This window comes from Microbacterium sp. NPDC090225 (genome assembly GCF_044772365.1).
Taxonomy (GTDB): domain Bacteria; phylum Actinomycetota; class Actinomycetes; order Actinomycetales; family Microbacteriaceae; genus Microbacterium.
The window spans coordinates 421,619-443,550 of record NZ_JBIVYS010000002.1 but is presented as its reverse complement, the minus strand read 5'-3'; the positions used below and the strand labels follow the sequence as shown (position 1 = coordinate 443,550).

The 21,932-nt window shown below is 69.9% G+C and carries 19 protein-coding genes and 1 tRNA gene; 6 read left to right on the top strand and 14 right to left on the bottom strand.

The window, feature by feature from the left end; genetic code table 11:
• Positions 1-39: 39 nt before the first annotated feature.
• Both ACIQTT_RS16045 and ACIQTT_RS16040 read right to left on the bottom strand, forming a co-directional pair.
• Positions 40-765: an ABC transporter ATP-binding protein gene (locus ACIQTT_RS16045; RefSeq protein WP_402792282.1), complete on the bottom strand. Its 726-nt coding sequence runs from the start codon at positions 763-765 to the stop codon at positions 40-42.
• 41 nt (positions 766-806) lie between these two features.
• Positions 807-2,291, bottom strand: coding sequence for an ABC transporter permease (locus ACIQTT_RS16040; RefSeq protein WP_402792279.1), 1,485 nt, complete (start codon positions 2,289-2,291; stop codon positions 807-809).
• Between the two features lie 202 nt (positions 2,292-2,493).
• On the opposite strand from ACIQTT_RS16040, the gene ACIQTT_RS16035 reads away from it, so the two are divergent.
• From ACIQTT_RS16035 to ACIQTT_RS16025, 3 genes are all read left to right on the top strand, one after another.
• The gene (locus ACIQTT_RS16035; RefSeq protein ID WP_247624850.1) at positions 2,494-3,222 is read left to right on the top strand and encodes a response regulator transcription factor; all 729 of its coding nucleotides are present in this window, start codon (positions 2,494-2,496) and stop codon (positions 3,220-3,222) included.
• A gap of 26 nt (positions 3,223-3,248) precedes the next feature.
• The gene (locus tag ACIQTT_RS16030) at positions 3,249-4,760 is read left to right on the top strand and encodes a sensor histidine kinase (protein WP_402792276.1); all 1,512 of its coding nucleotides are present in this window, start codon (positions 3,249-3,251) and stop codon (positions 4,758-4,760) included.
• A gap of 352 nt (positions 4,761-5,112) precedes the next feature.
• Positions 5,113-5,628 (top strand): endonuclease domain-containing protein, encoded by a 516-nt coding sequence (locus ACIQTT_RS16025; protein WP_402792274.1) that lies wholly within the window; start codon positions 5,113-5,115, stop codon positions 5,626-5,628.
• 149 nt (positions 5,629-5,777) lie between these two features.
• Here the strand turns inward: ACIQTT_RS16025 and ACIQTT_RS16020 are convergent, their stop codons facing one another.
• From ACIQTT_RS16020 to ACIQTT_RS15995, 6 genes are all read right to left on the bottom strand, one after another.
• On the bottom strand, positions 5,778-7,352 hold the full coding sequence (locus tag ACIQTT_RS16020; protein WP_402792272.1) for an FAD-dependent oxidoreductase: 1,575 nt from the start codon (positions 7,350-7,352) through the stop codon (positions 5,778-5,780).
• A gap of 15 nt (positions 7,353-7,367) precedes the next feature.
• Entirely contained in the window at positions 7,368-8,270 is a 903-nt protein-coding gene (locus tag ACIQTT_RS16015) for an FAD:protein FMN transferase (RefSeq protein WP_402792269.1), read from the bottom strand.
• A gap of 22 nt (positions 8,271-8,292) precedes the next feature.
• Positions 8,293-8,772, bottom strand: coding sequence for an FMN-binding protein (locus ACIQTT_RS16010; RefSeq protein ID WP_402792266.1), 480 nt, complete (start codon positions 8,770-8,772; stop codon positions 8,293-8,295).
• Positions 8,773-8,886: 114 nt separating this feature from the next.
• Positions 8,887-9,921, bottom strand: a complete 1,035-nt coding sequence (locus ACIQTT_RS16005; protein ID WP_402792263.1) for a ribose-phosphate diphosphokinase — start codon at positions 9,919-9,921, stop codon at positions 8,887-8,889.
• A gap of 7 nt (positions 9,922-9,928) precedes the next feature.
• Complete coding sequence (glmU, locus tag ACIQTT_RS16000) at positions 9,929-11,359, bottom strand: bifunctional UDP-N-acetylglucosamine diphosphorylase/glucosamine-1-phosphate N-acetyltransferase GlmU (protein WP_402792261.1); 1,431 nt, start codon at positions 11,357-11,359, stop codon at positions 9,929-9,931.
• A 1-nt stretch (position 11,360) separates the two neighbouring features.
• Positions 11,361-11,432: transfer RNA gene (locus ACIQTT_RS15995), tRNA-Gln, on the bottom strand.
• A gap of 82 nt (positions 11,433-11,514) precedes the next feature.
• Here ACIQTT_RS15995 and ACIQTT_RS15990 point away from each other — a divergent pair.
• From ACIQTT_RS15990 to ACIQTT_RS15980, 3 genes are read left to right on the top strand one after another with little or no spacing between them, the layout of a single operon-like run.
• Positions 11,515-12,018 (top strand): GNAT family N-acetyltransferase, encoded by a 504-nt coding sequence (locus ACIQTT_RS15990; protein WP_402792258.1) that lies wholly within the window; start codon positions 11,515-11,517, stop codon positions 12,016-12,018.
• Complete coding sequence (locus ACIQTT_RS15985; protein ID WP_402792255.1) at positions 12,018-12,512, top strand: MarR family winged helix-turn-helix transcriptional regulator; 495 nt, start codon at positions 12,018-12,020, stop codon at positions 12,510-12,512. The genes ACIQTT_RS15990 and ACIQTT_RS15985 overlap by 1 nt, the downstream gene beginning before the upstream one ends.
• A gap of 19 nt (positions 12,513-12,531) precedes the next feature.
• Positions 12,532-13,497 (top strand): pseudouridine synthase, encoded by a 966-nt coding sequence (locus tag ACIQTT_RS15980; RefSeq protein WP_402792252.1) that lies wholly within the window; start codon positions 12,532-12,534, stop codon positions 13,495-13,497.
• A 9-nt stretch (positions 13,498-13,506) separates the two neighbouring features.
• On the opposite strand, the gene ACIQTT_RS15975 is transcribed toward ACIQTT_RS15980, so the two are convergent.
• From ACIQTT_RS15975 to ACIQTT_RS15950, 6 genes are all read right to left on the bottom strand, one after another.
• Positions 13,507-14,166, bottom strand: coding sequence for a methionine ABC transporter permease (locus ACIQTT_RS15975; protein ID WP_247624862.1), 660 nt, complete (start codon positions 14,164-14,166; stop codon positions 13,507-13,509).
• Entirely contained in the window at positions 14,166-15,209 is a 1,044-nt protein-coding gene (locus ACIQTT_RS15970) for a methionine ABC transporter ATP-binding protein (RefSeq protein WP_402792249.1), read from the bottom strand. The genes ACIQTT_RS15975 and ACIQTT_RS15970 overlap by 1 nt, the downstream gene beginning before the upstream one ends.
• Positions 15,210-15,307: 98 nt before the next feature.
• Positions 15,308-16,213, bottom strand: a complete 906-nt coding sequence (locus ACIQTT_RS15965; RefSeq protein WP_402792246.1) for a MetQ/NlpA family ABC transporter substrate-binding protein — start codon at positions 16,211-16,213, stop codon at positions 15,308-15,310.
• Positions 16,214-16,324: 111 nt separating this feature from the next.
• Complete coding sequence (locus ACIQTT_RS15960; RefSeq protein ID WP_402792243.1) at positions 16,325-18,073, bottom strand: Na+/H+ antiporter; 1,749 nt, start codon at positions 18,071-18,073, stop codon at positions 16,325-16,327.
• Positions 18,074-18,240: 167 nt separating this feature from the next.
• Positions 18,241-20,064: an ABC-F family ATP-binding cassette domain-containing protein gene (locus ACIQTT_RS15955; RefSeq protein ID WP_402792240.1), complete on the bottom strand. Its 1,824-nt coding sequence runs from the start codon at positions 20,062-20,064 to the stop codon at positions 18,241-18,243.
• A 32-nt stretch (positions 20,065-20,096) separates the two neighbouring features.
• Complete coding sequence (locus tag ACIQTT_RS15950) at positions 20,097-21,791, bottom strand: alpha/beta hydrolase-fold protein (RefSeq protein ID WP_402792237.1); 1,695 nt, start codon at positions 21,789-21,791, stop codon at positions 20,097-20,099.
• Positions 21,792-21,932: the final 141 nt, after the last annotated feature.

Genomic DNA, 21,932 nt, shown 5'->3' with positions numbered 1-21,932 from the left:
AGGGCCCCGGCATCACGCCGGGGCCCTTCTGCATCAGCGCTACTTCGTGATGTCCTGCACAGTTCCCTTCGTGAGCCGCAGGCGCCGGGTGGCGCGGCGGGCGACGGCCGAGTCGTGCGTCACGACGATCATCGTGATGCCCTCGGCGCAGAGCCCTTCGAGCAGCGCGAGGATCTCATCGCGCATGCTCTCGTCGAGGTTTCCCGTCGGCTCATCGGCCAGCAGCACGCGCGGGCGCTTGACGATCGCCCGCGCGATCGCGACCCGCTGCTGCTGACCCCCGGAGAGCTCGGTGGGCAGGTGATCGCCGCGGTCGGCGAGCCCCACGTGTTCGAGCGCCTCGGTCACGCGGCGGCGCCGCTCGGCCTTGTCGAGGGAGGTAGGTTCGAGCGCCATGTCGACGTTCTCGGCGGCCGTGAGCGTGGGGATCAGGTTGAATCCCTGGAACACGAACCCGATCTCCTCGGCGCGGATGCGGCTGAGCTCCTTCGACGAGGCCGAGGCGAGCTCGGTGCCTCCGAGGGTCAGGGAGCCGGACGACGGGCGGTCGAGCGCCCCGAGCAACTGCAGCAGGGTGGATTTGCCCCCGCCGGTCGGCCCCTGGATCGTGACGAACTCGCCCGTGCCGATCTCGAGGTCGACGCCGGTCAGCGCCTTCACCGTCCGCCCCTTCTGGGCGTAGGTGCGCGTGACGCCGGTGGCGCGGTACAGCGGAGCCGCGGCATCCGTCTCCGAAGCGGTGGCGGTGGTGTCGGTGATGGTCATCTTCTTCTCCTGGTCTGTCGTGGGTGTCGAGGGCGGCGCGATCACGCGACCGACCGCAGAGCCTCGGCCGGGCTGAGGCGGGCGGCGCGCCAGCCCCCGAAGGCTCCGGCGACGAGGCCGCCGAGCACCGCGAGGCCGACCGCGGCGACGAGCACCCACGGGGTGAAGGGGGCCTGCAGCACGATGTCGGCCGCCTGGGTGGTCTGGAACATCCCTCCGCCACCCGTCGGTCCGCCCATGCCGCCGGGGCCGCCCTGCGCACCCTCGGTGGCGGCGGATCCTGCGGCAACGGTCGGCCGGATGATGTTGATCACGACGATCCCGGCGATGCCGATCACGAGGCCGACCGCTCCACCGATGAGTCCCTGCACCATGGATTCCCCGGCCACCTGGCGCACGACGCGGCCGTTCGACCAGCCGATCGCCTTCAGGGTGCCGAACTCCCGCGTGCGGCGTCCGACGCCCGAGAGGGTCAGCAGGACCGACAGCAGCACGGCGACCGCCAGCACGATGATCGAGAGCCACGTGCCGAGGTTGGTGATGAGCGACGTCGCGCTCGACAGCGAGCCCGAGACGCTCGATGCGAGTTCGGCCTGCGAAGTGACGGTCGCATCGGGCAGCTCGTCGGTCAGCGCCGCCTGCACGGCGTCGATCGACGACGCCGAATCGGCCTGCACGTAGACGGTGGAGATCACGTCGCCGGCGCCCGAGAGGTCTTGCGCCGTGTCGAGGGGCAGGTAGACGTTCGCCGCGGTGTCGGCGGCATCCGAGGTGGAGGTGAGGATGCCGACCACCTCGACATCGGAACCCGCGACGTCGATCGTGTCGCCGACCGCGATGTCGTTCGTGGTCGCGTACGTGCTGTCGACGAGGGCGACGAGCGCTCCGCTGTCGTCGGCGTCGAGCGCGCGTCCGTCGCTGACCTCGACCGAGGCGAGCGGTCCGATCGCCGTGGCCGCCGGGTCGATGCCGAGCACCGTGAAGGAGTCGACGCCGAACGCGCCGCCACCCGCGCCGTCGGAACCACCCTGCGGAGGGGCCTGCCCCTCGGCGGGCATCTGCCCCTGCTCGCCCTGCGTCGTGCCGTCCTGCTGCCCGAACCCGCCGCTCGGGAGTTCGCCCGAGAAGGTGGAGTTGGTCAGGCTCAACGCGCCCGTCGCGGCCGAGACGCCCTCGGTCGACGTGACCGTGTCGAGCACCGAGGCCTCCAGCGTGCCGCGCATGAAGTCGGTGCTCAGCGTGGACTGGTTGAGGGTGGTCGTGTCGCCCTCGGTCTCGCCGGAGTCGGCGTCGAACTCGAAGCGCGGGCCTCCGCCCTCCCCCGGTTCGGCCGCCGCCCCGGTGACGGTCAGGTCGGTGCCGACGCCGTACACGGACTCGAGGGCCTGCGCCTGCGCGTCCCGCACGCCCGCGGTGAGGGCGTTCACGATGATCACGAGGCCGATCGCGATCGCGAGGCCGATCGCGACGATCGTCGTCTGCTTCTTGCGGCCCGCGAGTTCGCGCCGCAGATATGTTCCGTACATCTCTCTCCTTCTGCCGCGGAGGTCGCGGTGCCAGAGACGACGTTAGGAACGCGGTCTATGCGGATTCGAGGGCGAGGTGATGAAGAGGCTATGGATGGCAGGGCGGGGATGACGGAAGCCGGGGATGACGGCATCCGGTCTTCACAGGCTATGCATAGCGGGTTCCATAGAAACCCCATAGGAGGTTCCGCAGAATGGATGCATGACCAGTGATCTCCCCGACCTGCGCCGCCCCGACGGCACCCCGCTGCGCATCCTCGCGGTGGACGACGAGCAGATGCTCACCGACCTGCTCGCGATGGCCCTGCGCATGGAGGGGTGGGAGGTGCGCACCGCGTCATCCGGCATGGAGGCGCTCCAGGTCGCCCGCGAGTTCGAGCCGGACGCCCTCGTGCTCGACATCATGATGCCCGACCTCGACGGGATGGCCGTGCTGCGGCGCCTGCGCGAATCCGGGAGCCTGGTCCCCGTGCTCTTCCTCACGGCGAAGGATGCCGTCGGCGATCGCGTCGCGGGCCTCACCGCCGGCGGCGACGACTACGTCACGAAGCCCTTCAGTCTCGAAGAGGTGATCGCCCGTCTGCGCGCGATCATCCGCCGTACCGGCCACGCGATGGCCGATGACGGACAGTCGATCCTGCGGGTCGCCGATCTCACCCTCAACGAGGACAGCCACGAGGTCGTGCGCGACGGCACCGAGATCGAGCTCACCGCGACCGAGTTCGAGCTGCTGCGGTACCTCATGCGGAACGAGCGACGCGTGCTCTCGAAGGCGCAGATCCTCGACCGCGTGTGGAGCTACGACTTCGGCGGCAAATCCTCGGTGGTCGAGCTCTACATCTCGTACCTGCGCAAGAAGATCGACGCCGGACGCACTCCCCTGCTGCACACCGTGCGCGGCGTCGGCTACATGATCAAGGCCCCGCAGTGAGCCAGACGAGGATGACGCGTCGGCCGATGAGCCTGCAGACGCGGCTGATGACCGCCGTCATCGGGTTCGTGTCGCTCATCCTCGTGATCGTGGCCGTGATCACCAGTGCGACGCTGGGGAGCACTCTCGAACGACAGCTCGACGAGAGGATCTACGGCTACGCGGATTCGGTGTCGCGGATCATCAAGCAGGTCTCTCCCGACCTCGTGACCGCCCAGAACATCATCGGGCGCGGTGGCGGCGAACCCGGGCTCCTCGTGGCCATCCAGAACCCGGCGACGGGAATCGACGGCGTCGTGGTGCCGAGCTCCACGGAGGATTTCGAGGGCGGGACGGATACGCTCACGTCGGCGCAGCTCGTGCAGCTCGCGGATGCCCTGAACGGCCAGCACGTCGCCAACGTCACGATCGAGGGCCTCGGCTCTTACCGGGTGACCGCATCCACGGGCCCCTCGGGCGTCGTCGTCGTGACGGGCCTCCCCCGCGAGGCGATCCAGAATCAGCTCACCGCGCTGCTCACCGTGATCGCGCTCGCGACCATCGGCGGCCTCATCCTGCTTGCCCTCACCACGGCGATCACGATCCGGGTGGGACTCCGCCCGCTCCGTGCCGTCGCCGCGACCGCGACCCGCGTGGCCAACCAGCCCCTCGACCGCGGCGAGGTGTCGATCACCGAGCGGATCCCCGCATCTCAGGCCGATCCGCGCACCGAGGCGGGGCTCGTCGGCGCATCGTTGAACAAGCTGCTCGATCATGTCGACACCTCGCTCGCCGCGCGCCAGAAGAACGAGGAGCGGATGCGACGCTTCGTCGCCGACGCCAGCCATGAGCTCCGCACTCCCCTCGCGTCGATCCGCGGTTACTCCGAGCTCTCGCTGCGGGCGCTCGGGCAGGCGCATGGGCCCGAGGCGATCGAGGGCACGACCACGTCACTGGAGCGCATCCAGGCGCAGTCGCTGCGGATGACGCGTCTGGTCGAGGACCTGCTGCTGCTGGCACGCCTCGACGAGGGGCGCGAGCTCGTCTACGGCACCGTCGACCTCACGCAGTTGGCGCTCGAGAGCCTGGCGGATGCGCGGCCGACCGCGGTCGAGCATCACTGGAGCATCGAGGCCCCCGACGAACCCGTGGTCATCGTCGGCGACAGCGGACGCATGCACCAGGTGGTCGCGAACCTGCTCGCCAACGCGCGCACGCACACCCCCGCCGGTACGACGATCACGCTGTCGGTCGCGCAAGAGGACGACGAGGCGGTGCTGCGCGTGCACGACGACGGTCCCGGCATCGACCCGGTCGTGCGCGACGAGCTCTTCGCCCGTTTCGCGCGGGGAGACAGCTCGCGCGCCCGCCAGACGGGTGGCACCGGTCTGGGGCTGGCGATCGCGAAGGCCATCGTCGAGGGGCACGGCGGCTTCCTCTCCGTCGCCAGCGAGCCCGGAGACACGACGTTCACGGTGCGCCTGCCCCGGAACCCCGCGAGCGCGGGGGCCGAGGGTGAGCCGTCGGCGGGTAAGCCGTCGGAGGCGAGCGAGGCGTAGAGGTCGGGTGGCGGGCGGCGGGGCCGCTCGTGCCCTGCCACGCGCAGGGGCGGACGACACGTGCAGGGAGAAACGGGCGTTCTCTCCCTGCACGTGTGAAATTACCCTGCAGGTGGTTCCGGGTCACTCTCCCTGCACGTGCGGGGATCATGGCGGATCGACGCGCGTTCGTCAGGGCGTCTTCGCGACGCCCCAGACGCCGTCCGCCATCGTGACCGCCGCCGCGCACGGCGGCGCCGTGACCTGTACCGCAGCACCACGGATGCACGGTGTGTGGTGTCTCGACGACGATCCTGGGCTCCACGTCTGGCTCGGCGCGAAAGGCCGAGTCCATCACGTCACGTGCGAATGCGTGAGCCACTGGCACGCCGGTGCGACCGTCTTCGGCGCTCCGGTCGACGAAGTCCTGCTGCATCTTTACCGTTGCCGCGGCGACGAGGCTTTCTTCACATCGCTCGAGTCCGCCCTTCGTCAGCGCAAGGTCACCTCGCTCGCCCGCCTGCGATCGAGACTCCCCGCGTCCGCGCGATGGCTGGTCGACCTGGCTCGGAGCGATGCCGACAGCGGCCTGGAGTCCCTCCTGCGCCTTCGACTCCACATCCTCGGCATCCGATTGGAGTGCCAGATATCCATTACCGGCGTCGGCAGGGTCGACTTCGTGATCGGGGGCCGGCTGATCCTCGAAGCGGACGGCGCCGAGCATCACGATGGCCGTGCCGCGCGGCACCGTGACTTGCGCCGTGACGCTGCGGCATCCGCGCTCGGCTACGAGTCCCTGCGCTTCGACTACGCGCTGATCGTGCACGACTGGCCCGTGGTGTCCGCCGCGATCGTGAGCGCGCTCGTGCGAGCGGGCGGTACGCGATGAGGCGCGAAGGGCCACGGACCGGACGCCCGAGACCCCGCCGCGTGCAGGGAGGAAACACACGTGCAGGGAGAAAACCGCTCATTCTCCCTGCACGTGTCATTCCTCCCTGCAGACACAGGCCTCCCTGCAGTCGGCCGCACCGGCGCGGGTCAGTATCCGGCGAAGGCGTCGGTCGTGAGGGCGCGGGCGCGCTGCAGGGCGGGCGCGAGGTCGGCGATCAGGCGGGGCGGACCCGAGATGAACGCATGGCGGTCGGCGATGTCGGGCACGAAGCGGTCGAGGCCGTCGGCGTCGAGACGGATGCCGTGCGCCCAGGTCCAGTGCGGCGGGAGGTCCTGCGGCTGGTCGCGGGTGAAGACGACCACACGCGCACCCATCGCGGCGAGCTCGTCGCGGAACGCGAGCTCGGCGGCCTCCGCCGCGACGTACACGAGCACGATGTCGCGCTCGATCCCCTGCGCCTGCAGCTGCCGGAGCTGCGAGACGAACGGCGTGACGCCGATTCCGGCGGCCACCATCAGCACGGGGCCCTCTCCGCGAGGGAGCAGGAAATCGCCCCAGGTGCCGGTGACGGCGAGCGTCGTGCCCGGTTCGGCGGCAGCGAGGGCGCGCTTGTACGACGACGGATGCTGCTGGTCACCGTTCTTGTAGGCGATGCGCAGCGTCGGGAGGTCGGCCGGAGAGGAGACGATGCTGAACTCGCGGCGCGTGCCCCGCGCGTCGGGGCGGTGATGCGGCACGTCGAGCTCGAGGTACTGCCCGGGCAGGAACGACACCTTGCCCTTCGCGCGGAATGTCAGCTCCTGCGCGGTCGGCGTGACGAACCGGCGCTTCTCGAGCACCAGGCGCACCGAACCGCGCACCGCGAACGCGAAGGCCACGAGGTTGCCGATGAGGAGTGCCCGTTCCTGGCCGAGCGTGAAGAGTCCGGCGACCGAGATCGGCCAGCCGGCCAGCACGCCCACGACCGCCGCGACCGCGAACTGCTGCCAACGACGCGGCGGCAGTGTCAGCGGCTCGGAGAGCATGAACGCCCCGAGGAAGAGGAACGGCGACTGCAGCAGCGCGAACGAGAACGCGGTGCCGAGATCGGCATCGAGGCCGGCCTGCTGCGCCTGCACGAACTGGCGCAGCACCGAGGTGGCCAGAGCGATCACGAGGAACAGCAGCACGATTCGCACCTTCTCGGTGCGCCACAGCACGGCGAGGCCGAGCAGCACGACCGGGATCGTGAGCGACGGGGTGCCGACCCACCACGACGCCGAGGTGCCGAGCCACGAGAACGCGCCGAACGATCCGACGATCGAGACGACGGCGGCGCCGAAGGCGGCGGGATTGAGGATGTGGCGTCCGCGCCAGGCGATCAGGTACTTCGACAGGCTCGCCACGGCGCCCGCGATGGCGAGACCGAGGATCGCCTGCACCTCGACGCCCGGGCGCAGGACGAAGAGCAGGATCAGCGCGGTCACGAGCGACGACTCGATGCGCCACGGCAGGCGGAGCAACCGCTGCACCAGCGCATCCACGCCCGAGATCACGACGGCGAGCACGAGGAAGGACACCAGAATCTCGATCGGGGTGGGCGAGACGATGATTCCGAGCGCCGACAGGCCGAGCGCGATGACGGCGAGGGCGACGAGCGCGAACAGCACCAGTCGATACATCGACAGAGCCCCCAGCAGTGCCAGGACGCGCTGCCGGGCGGCGGTGAAGGAACGGTTCATGAGCTCGACTCTTCCCTATCGGGGCGAACGGGTGGGGGTGGGGGTGAAGATCTCGACGGGGCATCCGGGTGAGCGCTGCGCGCGGCCGTCGGTGCTCATGCGCACCCACTCGACGCCCCAGCGGGCGGCGAGCTCGGGGCCGCCGTCGAAGAAGAGCGCGGTGGCGACGGCATCCGCAGTCATGGCGTCGGGCGCGATCGCCCACGTCGCCGCCCAGGTGCGCACCGGCATGCCGGTGCGGGCGTCGAGCACGTGGTGCAGTCCGTCGCCCCAGGCCCGGCGGTTGATGGCCGAGGCGCACAGAGCCTGGTCACGGATCGTGGCGACGCCGATCGCCCGCGACGGATCGAACGGATGCTCCAGGCCGATGCGCACGCCGGGCCCATCCGCCCCGGACCCATCCGCGCCGGCACCGCGCACCGCGAGGTCGCCGCCGGCGTCGACGATCAGGTCGCCCGGCACGTCGCTCAACGCATCGCGCACGAGGTCGACGAGTCGCCCCTTGCCGAGCGCACCGACGTCGATCAGTGCGGGATGGGCGACGGCGGCGGTGCCCGTCGTCCAGCGCAGCCGCTGGGTCCAGTCGACCGGGGCGATCACCGGATTCCCGGCGGTGAGCGAGTAGGAGGCGTCGTAACCGAGGGCTTCGAGGCTCTCGCCCACGAGCGGATTGACCGCTCCGGCGGTCGCGTCCGACAACTCTCGGTACGCATCGAGCATCGCGCCCGCGTCGCTGGACGCCAGCATGCCGCCCTCGCGCGCGAGACGCGTCACATCGGAGTCGGGGCGGAACCGCGACCACTCCCGGTCGAAGCGCTCGATCACGGCATCGACGGCGGCGCGGGAGTCCGCCGACAGCTCGTCGGCCGACTCGATCTCCCAGCGCGTGCCGATCGCCTCGAATCGCCAGATCACCATCGCCAGATCACCAGGTCGGGGGTCAGGCTGCGGCCTGCTCCTTGATGTCGTCCACGGCCGCGTTGAACCCACCGCTGGTCAGCGAGGAGCCGGCCACGCGGCTGACGTTCAGGTCGTCGAGCGCCTTGCCCTCGACCTCTTCGGAGATGCCGTCGATGAACGCGCCCTGGTACTGCTCCGTCTCGCGGGCCTGCGGGTCACCGGTCACCTCGACATCGGTGACGACGCCATCGGCGAGGGTGAGGGTCACCGAGATCGTCTCGACAGACTCGGGGGTCTGGTACGACCCCTCCGCCGTGTAGGTGCCGTCGGCGTACGACGACGACGCGTCGGAGCCCGAGGAGGACTCCGAGCCGGTCGTGCCGTCCGCGCCGGAGGTGCTGTCGGTCGTCCCACCGGTATCGGTGGGCGTGGTCGCGCACCCGGCCAGGACGAGGAGTCCGGCGATGCCCACGAGGGCGGAACCCTTGCGGACGGAAGTCGGTACGGTCGTGCGGATCATGGTGGTCCTCCCGGCTCGGTGTCGTCGACCCTCCGCGAATGCGGTGTCGATGATCCGAGCGTAGGAAGGGTGGCTATGTGCCCGCTGTGCCGTGTCGAGGCGGAGGCTATGGGCCTACGCGTCGCCGCCGAACATGCTCGTGACCGAGCCGTCCTCGAAGACCTCGTGGATCGCGCGCGCGAGCAGCGGCGCGATCGGGAGGATGGTCAGCTTGTCCCAACGACGCGACTCGGTGAGCGGGATCGTGTCGGTGATGACGACCTCGTCGATCGACGAGTCCTGCAGACGATCGGATGCCGGGTCGCTGAAGATCGCGTGCGTCGCCGCGACGATCACGCGGTGCGCGCCCGCCGCCTTGAGCGCCTGCGCGGCCTTGACGATCGTGCCACCCGTGTCGATCATGTCGTCGACGAGGAGGCAGGTGCGGCCGTCGACCGTGCCGACGATCTCGTGCACGGAGACCTGGTTCGCGACCTTCGGGTCGCGACGCTTGTGGATGATCGCGAGCGGGGCGCCGAGGCTGTCGGACCACGTGTCGGCGACGCGCACGCGGCCCATGTCGGGAGAGACGACCGTGAGGATCTCGCGGTCCTCGGCCGAGAGCGTGCGCTCGAAGTACTCGAGCAGCACCGGCTTGGCGAAGAGGTGGTCGACGGGACCGTCGAAGAAGCCCTGGATCTGGGCAGCATGCAGGTCGACGCTCATGACGCGGTCGGCGCCGGCGGTCTTGAGCAGGTCGGCGACGAGACGGGCGCTGATCGGCTCACGACCGCGGCCCTTCTTGTCCTGACGCGAATACGGATAGTAGGGGGCGACGACCGTGATGCGCTTGGCCGAGGCGCGCTTGGCGGCGTCGATCATGATGAGCGTCTCCATGAGCCACTCGTTGACCGGCTCGCCGAAGGTCTGCACGAGGAAGAGATCGACGCCGCGGATGGACACCTCGAAGCGCGCGTAGATCTCGCCGGAGGCGAAGGTGCGGTGCTCGACCGGGGCGATCTCGGTGCCGAGGGCCTCGGCGACGGCCGCCGTGAGCTCGGGGTGCGAGCGCCCGCCCGCGACGACGAGCCGCTTCTTGGTCTTCGCGATGATGCCGGGGGCTACCCCGTTGTCGCGATCCAGATCGACCGTCTTCTTCTTCCGGGCCATGGCCTGCCTATTCCGCCGCTCGCTCTCGGGCCACGGCATCCGCCGCACCCGTCCCTGCTCTGTTCTTCTCGACCCAGCCTTCGATGTTGCGCTGGGGTGCGACGGTCATGGCCAGTGCACCGGCCGGAACATCCTTGCGGACGACCGCGCCGGCGCCGGTCTTCGCGCCTGCACCAAGCCTAACGGGCGCGACGAGCACCGTGTGCGACCCGGTGTGCACCTCGTCGCCGATCTCCGTCCGATGCTTGTTCACGTCGTCGTAGTTGGCCGTGATCGTGCTCGCGCCGAGGTTCACTCCCCGGCCGATCGTGGCGTCTCCCACGTACGACAGATGCGGCACCTTGCTGCCTTCGCCGATCTCGGCGTTCTTCGTCTCGACGTAGGCGCCGATCTTTCCCTTCGCGCCCAGGATCGTGCCGGGGCGCAGGAACGAGAACGGGCCGACGGTCGCCTCGGCACCGATCACCGCGAGGGTGGCATCGGTGCGGCGCACGATCGCGGCTTCGCCGACCTCGCAGTCGACGAGGGTCGTGTCCGGGCCGATGATCGCGCCCTCGGCGATCGTCGTGGCGCGCAGGATGTGCGTGTTCGGGAGGATCGTGACGTCCGGGGCGAGCTGCGCGTCGTCGTCGATCCACGTCGTGGCCGGGTCGACGACCGTAACGCCCTCGCGCTGCCAGCGGCGCACGATCCGGGCGTTGAGCACGCGTCCCGCCTCGGCGAGCTGGATGCGGTCGTTGATGCCGAACGTCGATGCGGTGTCGACCGCGATCTCGGCCGCGACCCGGTGCTGCGCACCGCGCAGCAGTTCGATCACGGTGGTCAGGTACATCTCGCCCTGCGCGTTGTCCTGGCCGACCTGTGCGAGGAAACTGCGCAGTTCGGGGGCGCGGAAGACGTAGACGCCGGCGTTGATCTCCGTGACGGCGGCCTCGGCGGCCGTTGCGTCCTTCTGCTCGACGATGCGCTGCACGGTGCCGTCCGCGTCGCGGATGACGCGGCCGTATCCGGTGGGATCGTCGAGACGAGCGCTCAACAGCGTCGCGGCGGCGGCGGCGGCTCGGTGGCCCTCGATGAGGGCGCTGAGCGTGTCGGCCTCCAGCAGGGGGACGTCTCCCGACAGCACGAGCACGTCGCCCGTGAAGTCGCCGGGGAGCGCGTCGATCGCGACCTGCACGGCGCGGCCGGTGCCCGGCACGTCGTCCTGGTCGATGAACACCGCGTCCGGGTAGTCCTTCGCGAGGGCCGCGACGACCTGGTCGCGCTCGTGCCGCACGACGACCTCGACGTGCGCGGCGCCGAGCCGGGCGGCGGTCGTGAGCACGTGGCCGACGAGCGGGCGACCGCCGATCGGGTGCAGCACCTTCGGCAGCCGGGACTTCATGCGCGTGCCCTGCCCTGCGGCGAGGACGACGATCGCGAGGTTGTTCTCCGTCATGCTCCGCCGCCAGGACTCGAACCTAGACCTCACAGCTCCAAAGGCTGTCGTGCTGCCATTACACCACGGCGGACCGCGGCCTCCGCGAGGAAAGCCGCCCGCTCATTCTGCCACGCCGACATCGGCGTGAAACACGGCTCTGGGATGCTTCGACCATGAGCATCCTGATCGACCGCGTCGCGGGCCCCACCCCCGGCCTCGCCGCGTTCCTCCTCGCGCACCACGACGACATGGCCGGCACCGCGCCGGCCGAGAGCCAGCACGCGCTGTCGCTCGATCGGCTCCTCGCCCCGGGCGTGCGCCTGTTCGTGGCACGGGACGGCGACGATCTCGTCGCGACGGGAGCGCTCGCTCCGCTCGCCGAGGGGCATGAGGAGCTCAAGTCGATGCGCACCGAGCCCGCCCGCCGAGGAGAGGGACTGGGGCGGGCCATGCTCGACGCCCTCCTCGCCGACGCCCATCGCCGCGGCATCCGACGGATCTCGCTCGAGACCGGCAGCGCGGAGTTCTTCCGCCCGGCGCACGCGCTGTACGCGCGGGCCGGCTTCGTGGAGTGCGCCCCGTTCGGCGACTACCAGCCCGACCCGCACAGCACGTTCATGACCGTGGAGCTCGGCGACGACACGCAGTCGGAGCCCTCGGGCGCGATAATGGAGTGATGAGCGCAACGGACGAGGTCGATCGGATCGTCGGGGCGTGGAACACCCAGCGCCCCGACCTCGACTTCTCGCCCCTCGAAGTGCTCTCCCGCATGGACCGGCTCTCGCGTCACCTCGACCGTGCGCGCCGCGACGTCTTCCGCCGCAGCGACCTCGAGCCCTGGGAGTGGGACGTGCTCTCGGCGCTGCGCCGTGCGGGGGCGCCGTTCCAGCTCTCCCCCAAGCAGTTGCTGCAGCAGACGCTCGTGTCGAGCGGCACGATGACCAACCGCATCGACCGCCTCGTGGGCCGTCGCCTGGTGCGACGCGAAGCCGATCCCGGCGATGGCCGGAGCATCCTGGTCACGCTGACCGACGACGGGCGCATGCGGGTGGATGCCGCGATCACACGTCTCGTCGACGTCGAGGCCGACCTGCTGCAGGCTCTCTCACGGGGCGATCGCGATCGGCTGGCCGGGCTGCTGCGCAAGCTGAGCCTGAGCTTCGACGCGTGAGCGGGGTGTGCTGATGGGCATGCCCTCCCCTCTGCCCGTGCGTGACGGCGTCGGCGCGACGCGCCTGCACGTGCCGCTCACCGGTCCGTGGCCGACGATCGCCGACTACATGGTGGAGCGCTTCTTCCACATCGAGCCGGAGCTGCTGCGGGTGCGTTTCGACCGCGGTGAGATCGTCGACATCGACGCCCGCGCGGTCCCGCGCGATGCGCCCCTGGGGAGCGTGGAGTTCGTCTGGTACTACCGCGAGCCCCCGGTCGAGAGCGTCATCCCGTTCGACATCGAGGTGCTCCACCGCGACGACGACCTCGTCGTGGTCGACAAGCCGCACTTCCTCCCCACGACTCCCGGCGGTAAGTTCCTCCAGAACTCCGCACTGGTGCGGCTGCGCAACCTCTTCGACAATCCCGACCTCGCCCCGATCCATCGCCTCGATCGTGCGACGGCCGGCCTGCTGATGTTCTCCGCGCGCCCCGCGACGCGCGGTGCCTACCAGGTGCTCTTCGAGACCCGCCGAGTGCAGAAGACCTACGAGGCGGTGTCTGCCCGCCCCGAGGGCTGGGATCCCGAGCACCCGGCCCTGGCGGGGCATCCGCTCCCCCTCGTGTACCGCACCCACATCGACAAGCACCGCGGCGAGCTGCGCGTGCGGGTCGACGACCAGCGCGAGCCGAACTCGGAGACGCTGATCGAGCTCATCCGTGCCGACGACCGGGTCGTGCACACGCTGCTGCGCCCCCACAGCGGCAAGATGCACCAGTTGCGGGTGCATCTCGCGGCTCTGGGCGCCGGCATCCTGAACGATCCGTTCTATCCCGAGCTGCGCCCGGAGGCGCCAGACGACTTCGCCCGGCCCATGCAGCTGCTCGCGCGCGAGCTGAGCTTCACCGACCCGCTCTCGGGCGACGAGCGCGTGTTCACGACGCGTCGGCACCTGCAGGAGGCTCCTGCCGACGACGCGGCGGCAACCCCTGCAGGCGGCTGACGGGCGCGCTCAGCGACGCATGATCTTGCGCGCCAGGCGCGTGCCCAGCATCTGCACGAGATGCACGAACACGACGATGAGGGCGATCGCCGCCCACATCACGACCGGCTCGAACTGACGGAACCCGTAGATCTGCGCGAACGCTCCGAGGCCTCCGCCGCCGATCAGGCCAGCCATCGCGGTCATGTCGATGAGGGCGACGACGATGAACGTGTAGCCGAGGATGAGCGGGCCCAGCGACTCGGGGATCGCGACGGTGAAGAGGATGCGGAGGGGACCGGCGCCCATCGCACGCGCCGCCTCGATGACCCCGGGCGAGACCGAGACGAGGTGCTGCTCGACGATGCGGCCGATCGCGAACGACGCGGCGAGGGCGATGATGAAGGCTCCGGCCGTGGTGCCGATACCGACGCCCACCACGACGCGCGCGAACGGTTGCGCGACGGCCATGAAGATGACGAACGGGATCGGGCGGAAGATGTTCACCGCGAGATTCGCCAGCATCGACACGGCACGGTTCGGCAGCAGTCCGCCGGGGCGGGTCACGTAGAGGATGACGCCGATGAGGAGTCCGAGCACGCCGCCGAGGACGAGCGCGAACGACGTCATGTACAGCGTCTCGAGTGCGGCAGCCCAGAATTCGGGCATCAGTTCCTGCAGACGATCCATCAGCGGGCCTCCTCTCGGGCGATCTCGGTCACTTCGACGCGTTCGGCGATGGCCGCGAGGGCACGATCGATCGCGGCGCTCTCGCCGCGGATCGCCAGGGTCAGGTGGCCGAAGGCGCGTCCGCGGATGTCGTTGATGCCGCCGTAGACGAGTTCGAAGTCGAGGCCGGCAGCGGCGAGGTCGAGGAAGACCTGAGCCTGCGACGAGTCGCCGTCGCGGAACGAGAAGGTGACCAGGCGCCCGCGGTGGCGCTCGCGCAGCACCGACAGTTCGGCCGGCGACGGGATGCCCTTGACCACCGTGCCCACGAAACGCTGCGATGCCGGATTCTGCGGGGCGGAGAAGACGTCGAAGACATCGCCCTGCTCAATCACGCGCCCGTTCTCCATGACCGCGACCTTCGTGGCGATCGTCTGGATCACGTCCATCTCGTGGGTGATGACGACGATCGTGACGCCCTGCTCCTGATTGACGCGCTTGAGCAGATCGAGCACCTCGTGCGTGGTCTGCGGGTCGAGCGCGCTCGTCGCTTCGTCGGCGAGCAGGATCGCAGGGCCCGTGGCGAGGGCGCGGGCGATGCCGACGCGCTGCTTCTGCCCGCCGGAGAGCTGCTCGGGGTACGCCTTGGCCTTGTCCGACAGCCCGACGAACGAGAGCAGCTCGGTCACCCGGGCCTCGATGTCGGCCTTCGACCAGCCCGCGAGCTTGAGCGGATAGGCCACGTTCGCGCGCACCGTGCGCGAGGAGAACAGGTTGAACTGCTGGAAGATCATGCCGATACCGCCGCGCACCTTGCGCAGTGCGCTCTCGGAGAGCGAGGTGATGTCGACGCCGTCCACCAGGATCGTGCCGCCCGTGGCGGGCTCGAGGGCGTTGATCAGGCGCACGAGGGTCGACTTGCCGGCCCCCGAGTACCCGATGATGCCGAACACATCGCCCTTCTCGATCGACAGGGTCACGTCGTCGACGGCGATGATCTCGGTGTCTCCCGGCACGCGGGAGGGATAGGCCTTCGACACGTTGGTCAGGCTCACGATCGGCATGGATGCTCCGGAGGGTGGGATGTCGGGAAACGACGAATCGGGTGACGCACGAGGCGCCACCCGATTCTCTCGCATCAGGCGGGGTGACCCCGCCGTGATCACTTGTTCGCTGCGGTGTCCTTCTGGACCTTCTCGAGCGAGGCGACGAGGTCGGCGACCGGCGTCTGCAACGGCACCGCGGTGTCACCCGACGACTCGAGGAGTCCGGCCTGGACGGCCTCGTCGGTCTGGAAGATCTCGACGAGCTTGAGGTAGGTCTCGTTGTCGGCGTCTTCGGCGCGGGCGGCGAAGATGTTCACGTACGGCAGCGCGTTGGGGTCTTCCGGGTCGTCCTGGGCGATCGCGTCGCTGAAGGTGAGACCGGCGTCCTCGACGAAGTCGTTGTTGATGATCGCCGCGGCGACATCGGGAAGCGAGGTCGGGATGAGGGCGGCCTCGAGCGCGGTGACCTTGACCTTGGACTTGTCTGTGTCGACGTCGGCGAGGTCGGAGAAGATCGTGCCGCCGCTCTTGAGCTCGACGAGGCCGGCCGACTGGAGCACGAGCAGGGCGCGCGCCTGGTTGGAGGCGTCGTCCGGAACGGCGACGGTCTCGCCCTCGGGGATGCTGTCGACGTCGTCGTACTTCTTCGAGTACAGGCCCAGCGGGTAGATCGCGGTGGAGCCGATCGGCGTGAGGTCGGAGCCCGAGTCCTCGTTATAGCCGGCGAGGTACACGATGTGCTGGAACTGGTTGAGGTCGATCTCGCCCTCGGTCAGCGCCGGGTTCGGCTGCTCGTAGGAGCCGAAGTCGACGAGCTCGACCGTGATGCCCTCTTCCTCAGCGGCCTCGACGAAGGCGGGCCACTGCGGGTCGCCCTTGCCGACGACGCCGATCTTGACGACCTCGTTCTCGGACGAACCCGAGTCGGAGCCGGCATCGGTGGACGTGGCGCACCCGGCGAGCGCGACGAAGAGCGGGACCGCGGCGAGCGCGGCGATGATGGACGTGGTACGACGAGACATGATGTGTGCGAGTTCCTCTCTCAGGGACTCCCATACGTTAGGCAGGTGCGGCCCTGGGCACGGAATCGACTGTCACACAGCGTCACCGGGCCCGACGGCCGCGCGTGTCGGTCAGTCGAATTCCTCGATGCCCTGCAGGCGCACCTGCTCGAGATCGAGGCGTGCGGCGATCCGGCGCACGACGATGTCGTCGACGGTGCCGGAGCGGCGCAGGCCGATCAGCACCTCGCGCTTGCGGTCGAGGAGGGCGAGCTTGAGCCGGGTGTGCTCCTCGTGGCGCACGAGCGGCGAGCGCTGCAGCACGTCGACATCGGTGGAGGTCGCGATCATCTGCAGGGTGGTGCCATCGACGGCATCCGTCACTCCCCCGACGCCGAGTGCGTCGTCGAGGGCATCGGATGCCGTGGCGTCGGCCACCGTCGTGTCGGGGGTGTCGAGCAGCGCGTCGAGCTCGCGCGCCTCCGCGTCGACGAGCGCCTGCTCGCGGGCGAGCGCCTTCGCATTGGCGAGCTCGAGCATCTGGTAGCCCTCGGAGCGCACGCGGTCGCGCACCTCCTGACCGACGCCGTGCTCGACGGCGAGGTCGTCGAGCGCCGACAGCGCGGCACCCGAGATCGCGCGCTCGGCGAGCTCGTACTCCTCCTGCTCGGCGTGGTCGACGGGCATCCGCGCCCACCGCACGACCGCGGGCAGCAGCGGGCCCTGCACGAGCAGGCTGAGCAGGATGACCCCGGCCGTGACGAACACGACCTCGTCGCGTCCCGACGACGCCTCGGCGAGACTCGTCGGCACGGACAGGGCGATCGCGAGCGAGACCGCCCCACGCATACCGGCGACCGTCGAGACCACGCGCGACCGGGCGCGCAGGCCCCGCGGCGGTCGGGTGGCGGGGCGTTGGAAGAATCCGGTGAAGAACTGGAAGAGGTAGCGCACGACCACGAGCGTCGCCCACACGGCGATCGAGGTGAGCACGAGCCAGCCGATCATCGCGGCCGAGATCTCGTGCACGACGTACTGCACTTCGAGTCCGATGAGGATGAACAGTGCGCCGTTGAGCAGGAACACCCCGAAGGGCCAGACCGCGTCGGACTGGCGGCGGGAGGATGCCGTCGTGACCCGCGGCGAGACGTAGGAGGCGATGAGCCCCGCGACGACCACGGCGAGCACGCCCGACGCGTGGATCAGCTCTGCGACGAGGAACGCGGAGAACGGGATGAGCAGCATCGTGACGTTGATGACCGCCGTGCGGTTCGACTGGCGCAGTACCAGCACACCGAGCATCGCGATCACGACGCCGGCGGCGATCCCGCCCACGTACGAGACGAACACCGTCCAGGTGACCGACCACGGGGTGACCTGGCCGCCGACGGCGAGCGAAACCGCGATGGCGTAGAGCACCAGCGCGGTGCCGTCGTTGGTGAGGCTCTCGGCCTTCAGCTTCATGAACATGCGCCGCGGCAGCAGGCGTCCGAGGGCGGCGACCGCGGTGGCGTCCGGCGGGGCGACGGCGGCACCGAGGATGAGGGCGATCTCCCACGGCATCCCGAACAGCACCCCGACGCCGGCGACCGCGAAGGCGGAGGCGACGACCAGGAGAGTGCTCATCGGGAGGATGTACCGGAAGTCACGGCGGATCGACCGCAGCGACGTCGTCAGGCTCTCCCAGAACAGCATCACCGGCAGGAACAGCAGCAGCACGGTCTCGGGCGGCAGCTGCACCTCGCGCAGCGCCGGAACGAAGCCGAGCAGAAGCCCGAAGACGACCAGCACCAGCGGCAGTGCCAGCCGCACCCGCGGTGCGATCAGAGTGCCGACGAGGATCGTGAGTCCGAGCAGGACCGTGACCTCGAGTCCTTCCATGTGTACCTCCCGGTGCCGCAGAATCGTGCTGTGCGACACCGGCCGGCGTCAGACCCCGCCCAGAGCACAGCGCGTCGCAAGGCAAAGGTATTCCCGCAGCACCGAGATCACCAGGTACTGCTGGTCCCTGGTTCGCGCGCCCGGTTCGGATGCGGGTCGGGCAGGCGTCAGCCGATCTGCTCGGTGAGCTCGAACCAGCGCAGCTCGAGCTCTTCGATCTCGGCCTCCTGCGCGCTGATCTTCGCCATCTTGTCGCCGAGTCCCGCGTAGTCGGCCTGGTCGTGCTCCGCGAGCGCGTGCTTGGCGGCATCCACCTGCTGCGTCAGCTTCTGGATGCGCCGTTCGAGGGAGGAGACCTCCTTCTGCGCGGTGCGCAGGGCGGCGCCGTCGAGAGCGGATGCCGTCGCCGCGGCCGTGGCCGTCGCGGCCTTCACCGCCTGCCCCTTGTCGGCGTTCGAGGTCTGGAGGTGGCGCAGACGCAGGTACTCGTCGACGCCGCCGGGCAGATGACGCAGGTGCCCGTCGAGGATCGCGAACTGCTGGTCGGTGACGCGCTCGAGGAAGTACCGGTCGTGACTGACGACGAGGAGCGTGCCCGACCAGGAGTCGAGGAGATCCTCGATCGCGGCGAGCATGTCGGTGTCGAGGTCGTTGGTGGGCTCGTCGAGGATCAGCACGTTCGGCTGGTCGAGGAGCACGAGCAGGAGCTGCAGGCGACGCTGCTGACCACCCGAGAGGTCCTTGACCGGCGTCGAGAGCTGGGCGGACGAGAATCCGAGTCGCTCGAGGAGCTGCCCCGGTGTGAGGTCCTGCGCCTTCGACCCGGCGCCCAGTGAGTACGAGGTGCGCAAGCCCGAGATGATCACACGCACCGGGTCGTTCCAGTACTGGTCGAGCTCGTCGAGGCGCTGCGTGAGCGTCTGCACCTTCACGGTCGTGCCGCGCTTGACGCGGCCGACCGTCGGCTCGACGGTTCCCGAGATGAGGCCGAGCAGCGTGGACTTGCCCGCGCCGTTGACGCCGAGGATGCCGGTGCGCTCGCCCGGTGCGATGCGCCACTCGACGTCGCGCAGCACCGTCTTCTCCCCGCCGTCGACCGTCGGGTACGTCACCCCCACGTCGAGGAGGTCGACGACGTCCTTGCCGAGGCGCGACACTGCGAGCGACTGCAGCGACACCTTGTCGCGGATCTCGGGGACGTCGGCGATGAGCTCGTTGGCGGCGTCGATGCGGAACTTGGGCTTGCTCGTGCGCGCGGGCGCTCCGCGGCGCAGCCACGCGAGCTCCTTGCGGGCGAGGTTCTGGCGCTTCGCCTCGGTGGCGGCGGCCATGCGGTCGCGCTCGACGCGCTGCAGGATGTACGCCGCGTACCCGCCCTCGAACGGCTCGACGATGCGGTCGTGCACCTCCCAGGTCTCGGTGCAGATCTCGTCGAGGAACCACCGGTCGTGCGTCACCACCATGAGGGCGCCCGAGTTGGTGGCCCAGCGCTTCTTGAGGTGCCCGGCGAGCCAGGTGATCGCCTCGACGTCGAGGTGGTTGGTGGGCTCGTCGAGGGCGATGACGTCCCAGTCGCCGGTGAGCAGGCGGGCGAGAGAGACACGGCGGCGCTGACCTCCGCTGAGGGAGCCGATCTCGGCATCCCACGGGAGGTCGGTCAGCAGCCCCTCGATGACGTCACGGGTGCGTGCGTCACCCGCCCATTCGTACTCGGGGGTGTCGCCCACGACGGCCTGACTGATCGTGAGGTCATCGGGCAGGGTGTCGGCCTGATCGAGCACACCGATCGTCGTTCCGCCGCGAACTGTGACGCGGCCCGAGTTCGGTTCCTTGATGCCCGCGAGCATGCCGAGCAGGCTCGACTTGCCGTCGCCGTTGCGGCCGACGATGCCGATGCGATCCCCCTCCTCGATGCCGAGCGTCACGGAGTCGAAGACGACCCTCGTCGGATATTCGAGGTGCAGGGCCTCGGCCCCCAGAAGATGTGCCATGTCACTGTCCAGGGTAACCGGGTGGACGGGGGTCAGTGGACGCTGGGGCGTCGCCGGGCGAACAGTGCCGCCCCTCCTCCGAGGACCACCGCGACGGTCGCGGCGAGGACGATAGGCGCCATGGCTCCGGCGTCCGATCCCGTGTTCGCCAGCCGATCGTCCGGAGCGGTCGCCCCGCCGGCCGGGGCCGCGACGACCTCGACCGGTGCCCAGCCGATGAGGGCGCCGTCGGTGGCGTAGACGGCGACGCGGTGCGCCCCGAGCGCGGCATCCGTCGGAACGATCGCCTGCACGACGCCGGCGGCCGAGGCCGTGAGCGTACCGAGGTGGATGGGATCGGAGAAGAGGTAGACGTCGACGGCTGCGCCGGCGAGGTCGGTCCCGAGCGAGAGATCGAAGGGCGCGCCCTGGGCGACCGTGGCCGGTGCGGTGACGGAGCCGCGGTTGTCGTCGGTGAGGTCGTCGGCGGACGGAGTCGCGGGCTCCTCCGGCGTGGCCGTCACTGTGAGGGTGGCGGGCCCGGTCGCGGACTCGCCCACGGAGTTGGTGAAGACCGCGCGATAGCGGGTGCCGGAGGCGGATGCCGGGACGGCGTCGATCGTGAGGGTGGGGGCGGCGGCATCCGGGATCGTCACCCAGTCGCCGGCATCCGGGAGCTGCGTCTGCCAGATCACGGTGGGTTCGGGGGTCCCTGTCGCCGTGGCGGTGAAGGTCGCGGTCGCGCCCTCGGGGATCTCGGCATCCGACGGCTGCGTGACGATCTGCGGGGCGACGTCCTGCTGCGCGGGGAGCGTCGTGCCCGGAATCTCGGTGCCGGGCGCCGCGTAGATGAATCGCAGACCGCGGCTGAACGCCGCTCCGATCACCGAGAGGTGGGTCTCGTCGGCGAACACCGTGGCGCCGAGCTCGAGCCCGTCGTAGTGGCGTCCGTGGAGGGTGCGCGCGAAGTTCGTCATGTCGCTGGTCATCGGGAATCCGGAGGTGGTCTCCTCGAGCTCTCCGACCGACAGGAAGACGCGGGCGTCGAGGGCGTCGTGGGAGTCTGCGTAGGCGGCCTCCATGTCGAGGATCGTGCGGTCGTCCCACCAGATCGACGGGCTCGCGATGACGAACCGGTGGAAGAGTCCGTCGTTGTGGAGCAGTGCATAGGTGGCGAAGAGACCGCCGAAGGAGTGGCCCATGAGGGCGCGGTCGGCGGGGTCGGCGTGGAACTCGCTCTCGATCTGCGGAACGAGCTCGGAGCGTAGGAATCCGAGGAACTCGGGAGCGCCGCCGGTCGGCACGTCGGCCGTGATCTCGGTCGGGGTGAGATCGAGGGTGCGGCGCACCCCGGAGGCCGCGAAGCCCTGGCCGGGATCGTCGTAACCGATGCCCACGACCAGGGTGCCCGGGGCGTTCAGCCGTGCGGCTTCGACGGCTGTTCCGAACTCGGCGTTCGCGTCGGTGACGTAGAGGACCCGGTACGGATCGCCGGTCTCGACGTAGTTCGCCGGCAGCGCGACCGAGATCTTGTAGTCGCGCCCGGCTGCGGAGGTGGTCGTCCACGTCTGGACGTCGCGGATGAAGTCGTCGGGGGTGTCTGCCGCGACTTGGGCCGAGGCGACTGGGGCGGCGACGTGTGGGGATGTCGATGCGGGTGCGCCGGCGGCGGCGAGCGCGAGAGTCGCTCCGGCCGTGAGCGCGATCGCGGTGGGGAGGCCGAGCAGTCGGCGGAGGTCGAATCTCATATGTCGTTTCCCGTTCATCGGATGCCGCTGAATACCGCTGAGGGAAGCCACGGTAGAGGCGACTGCGCCCGCCGGACATGTGAGGTCGTCCCAGAGCTGCGGTGCGGTGCTGTGGGGAACCTCCGGCCGGGTGGGTGATGA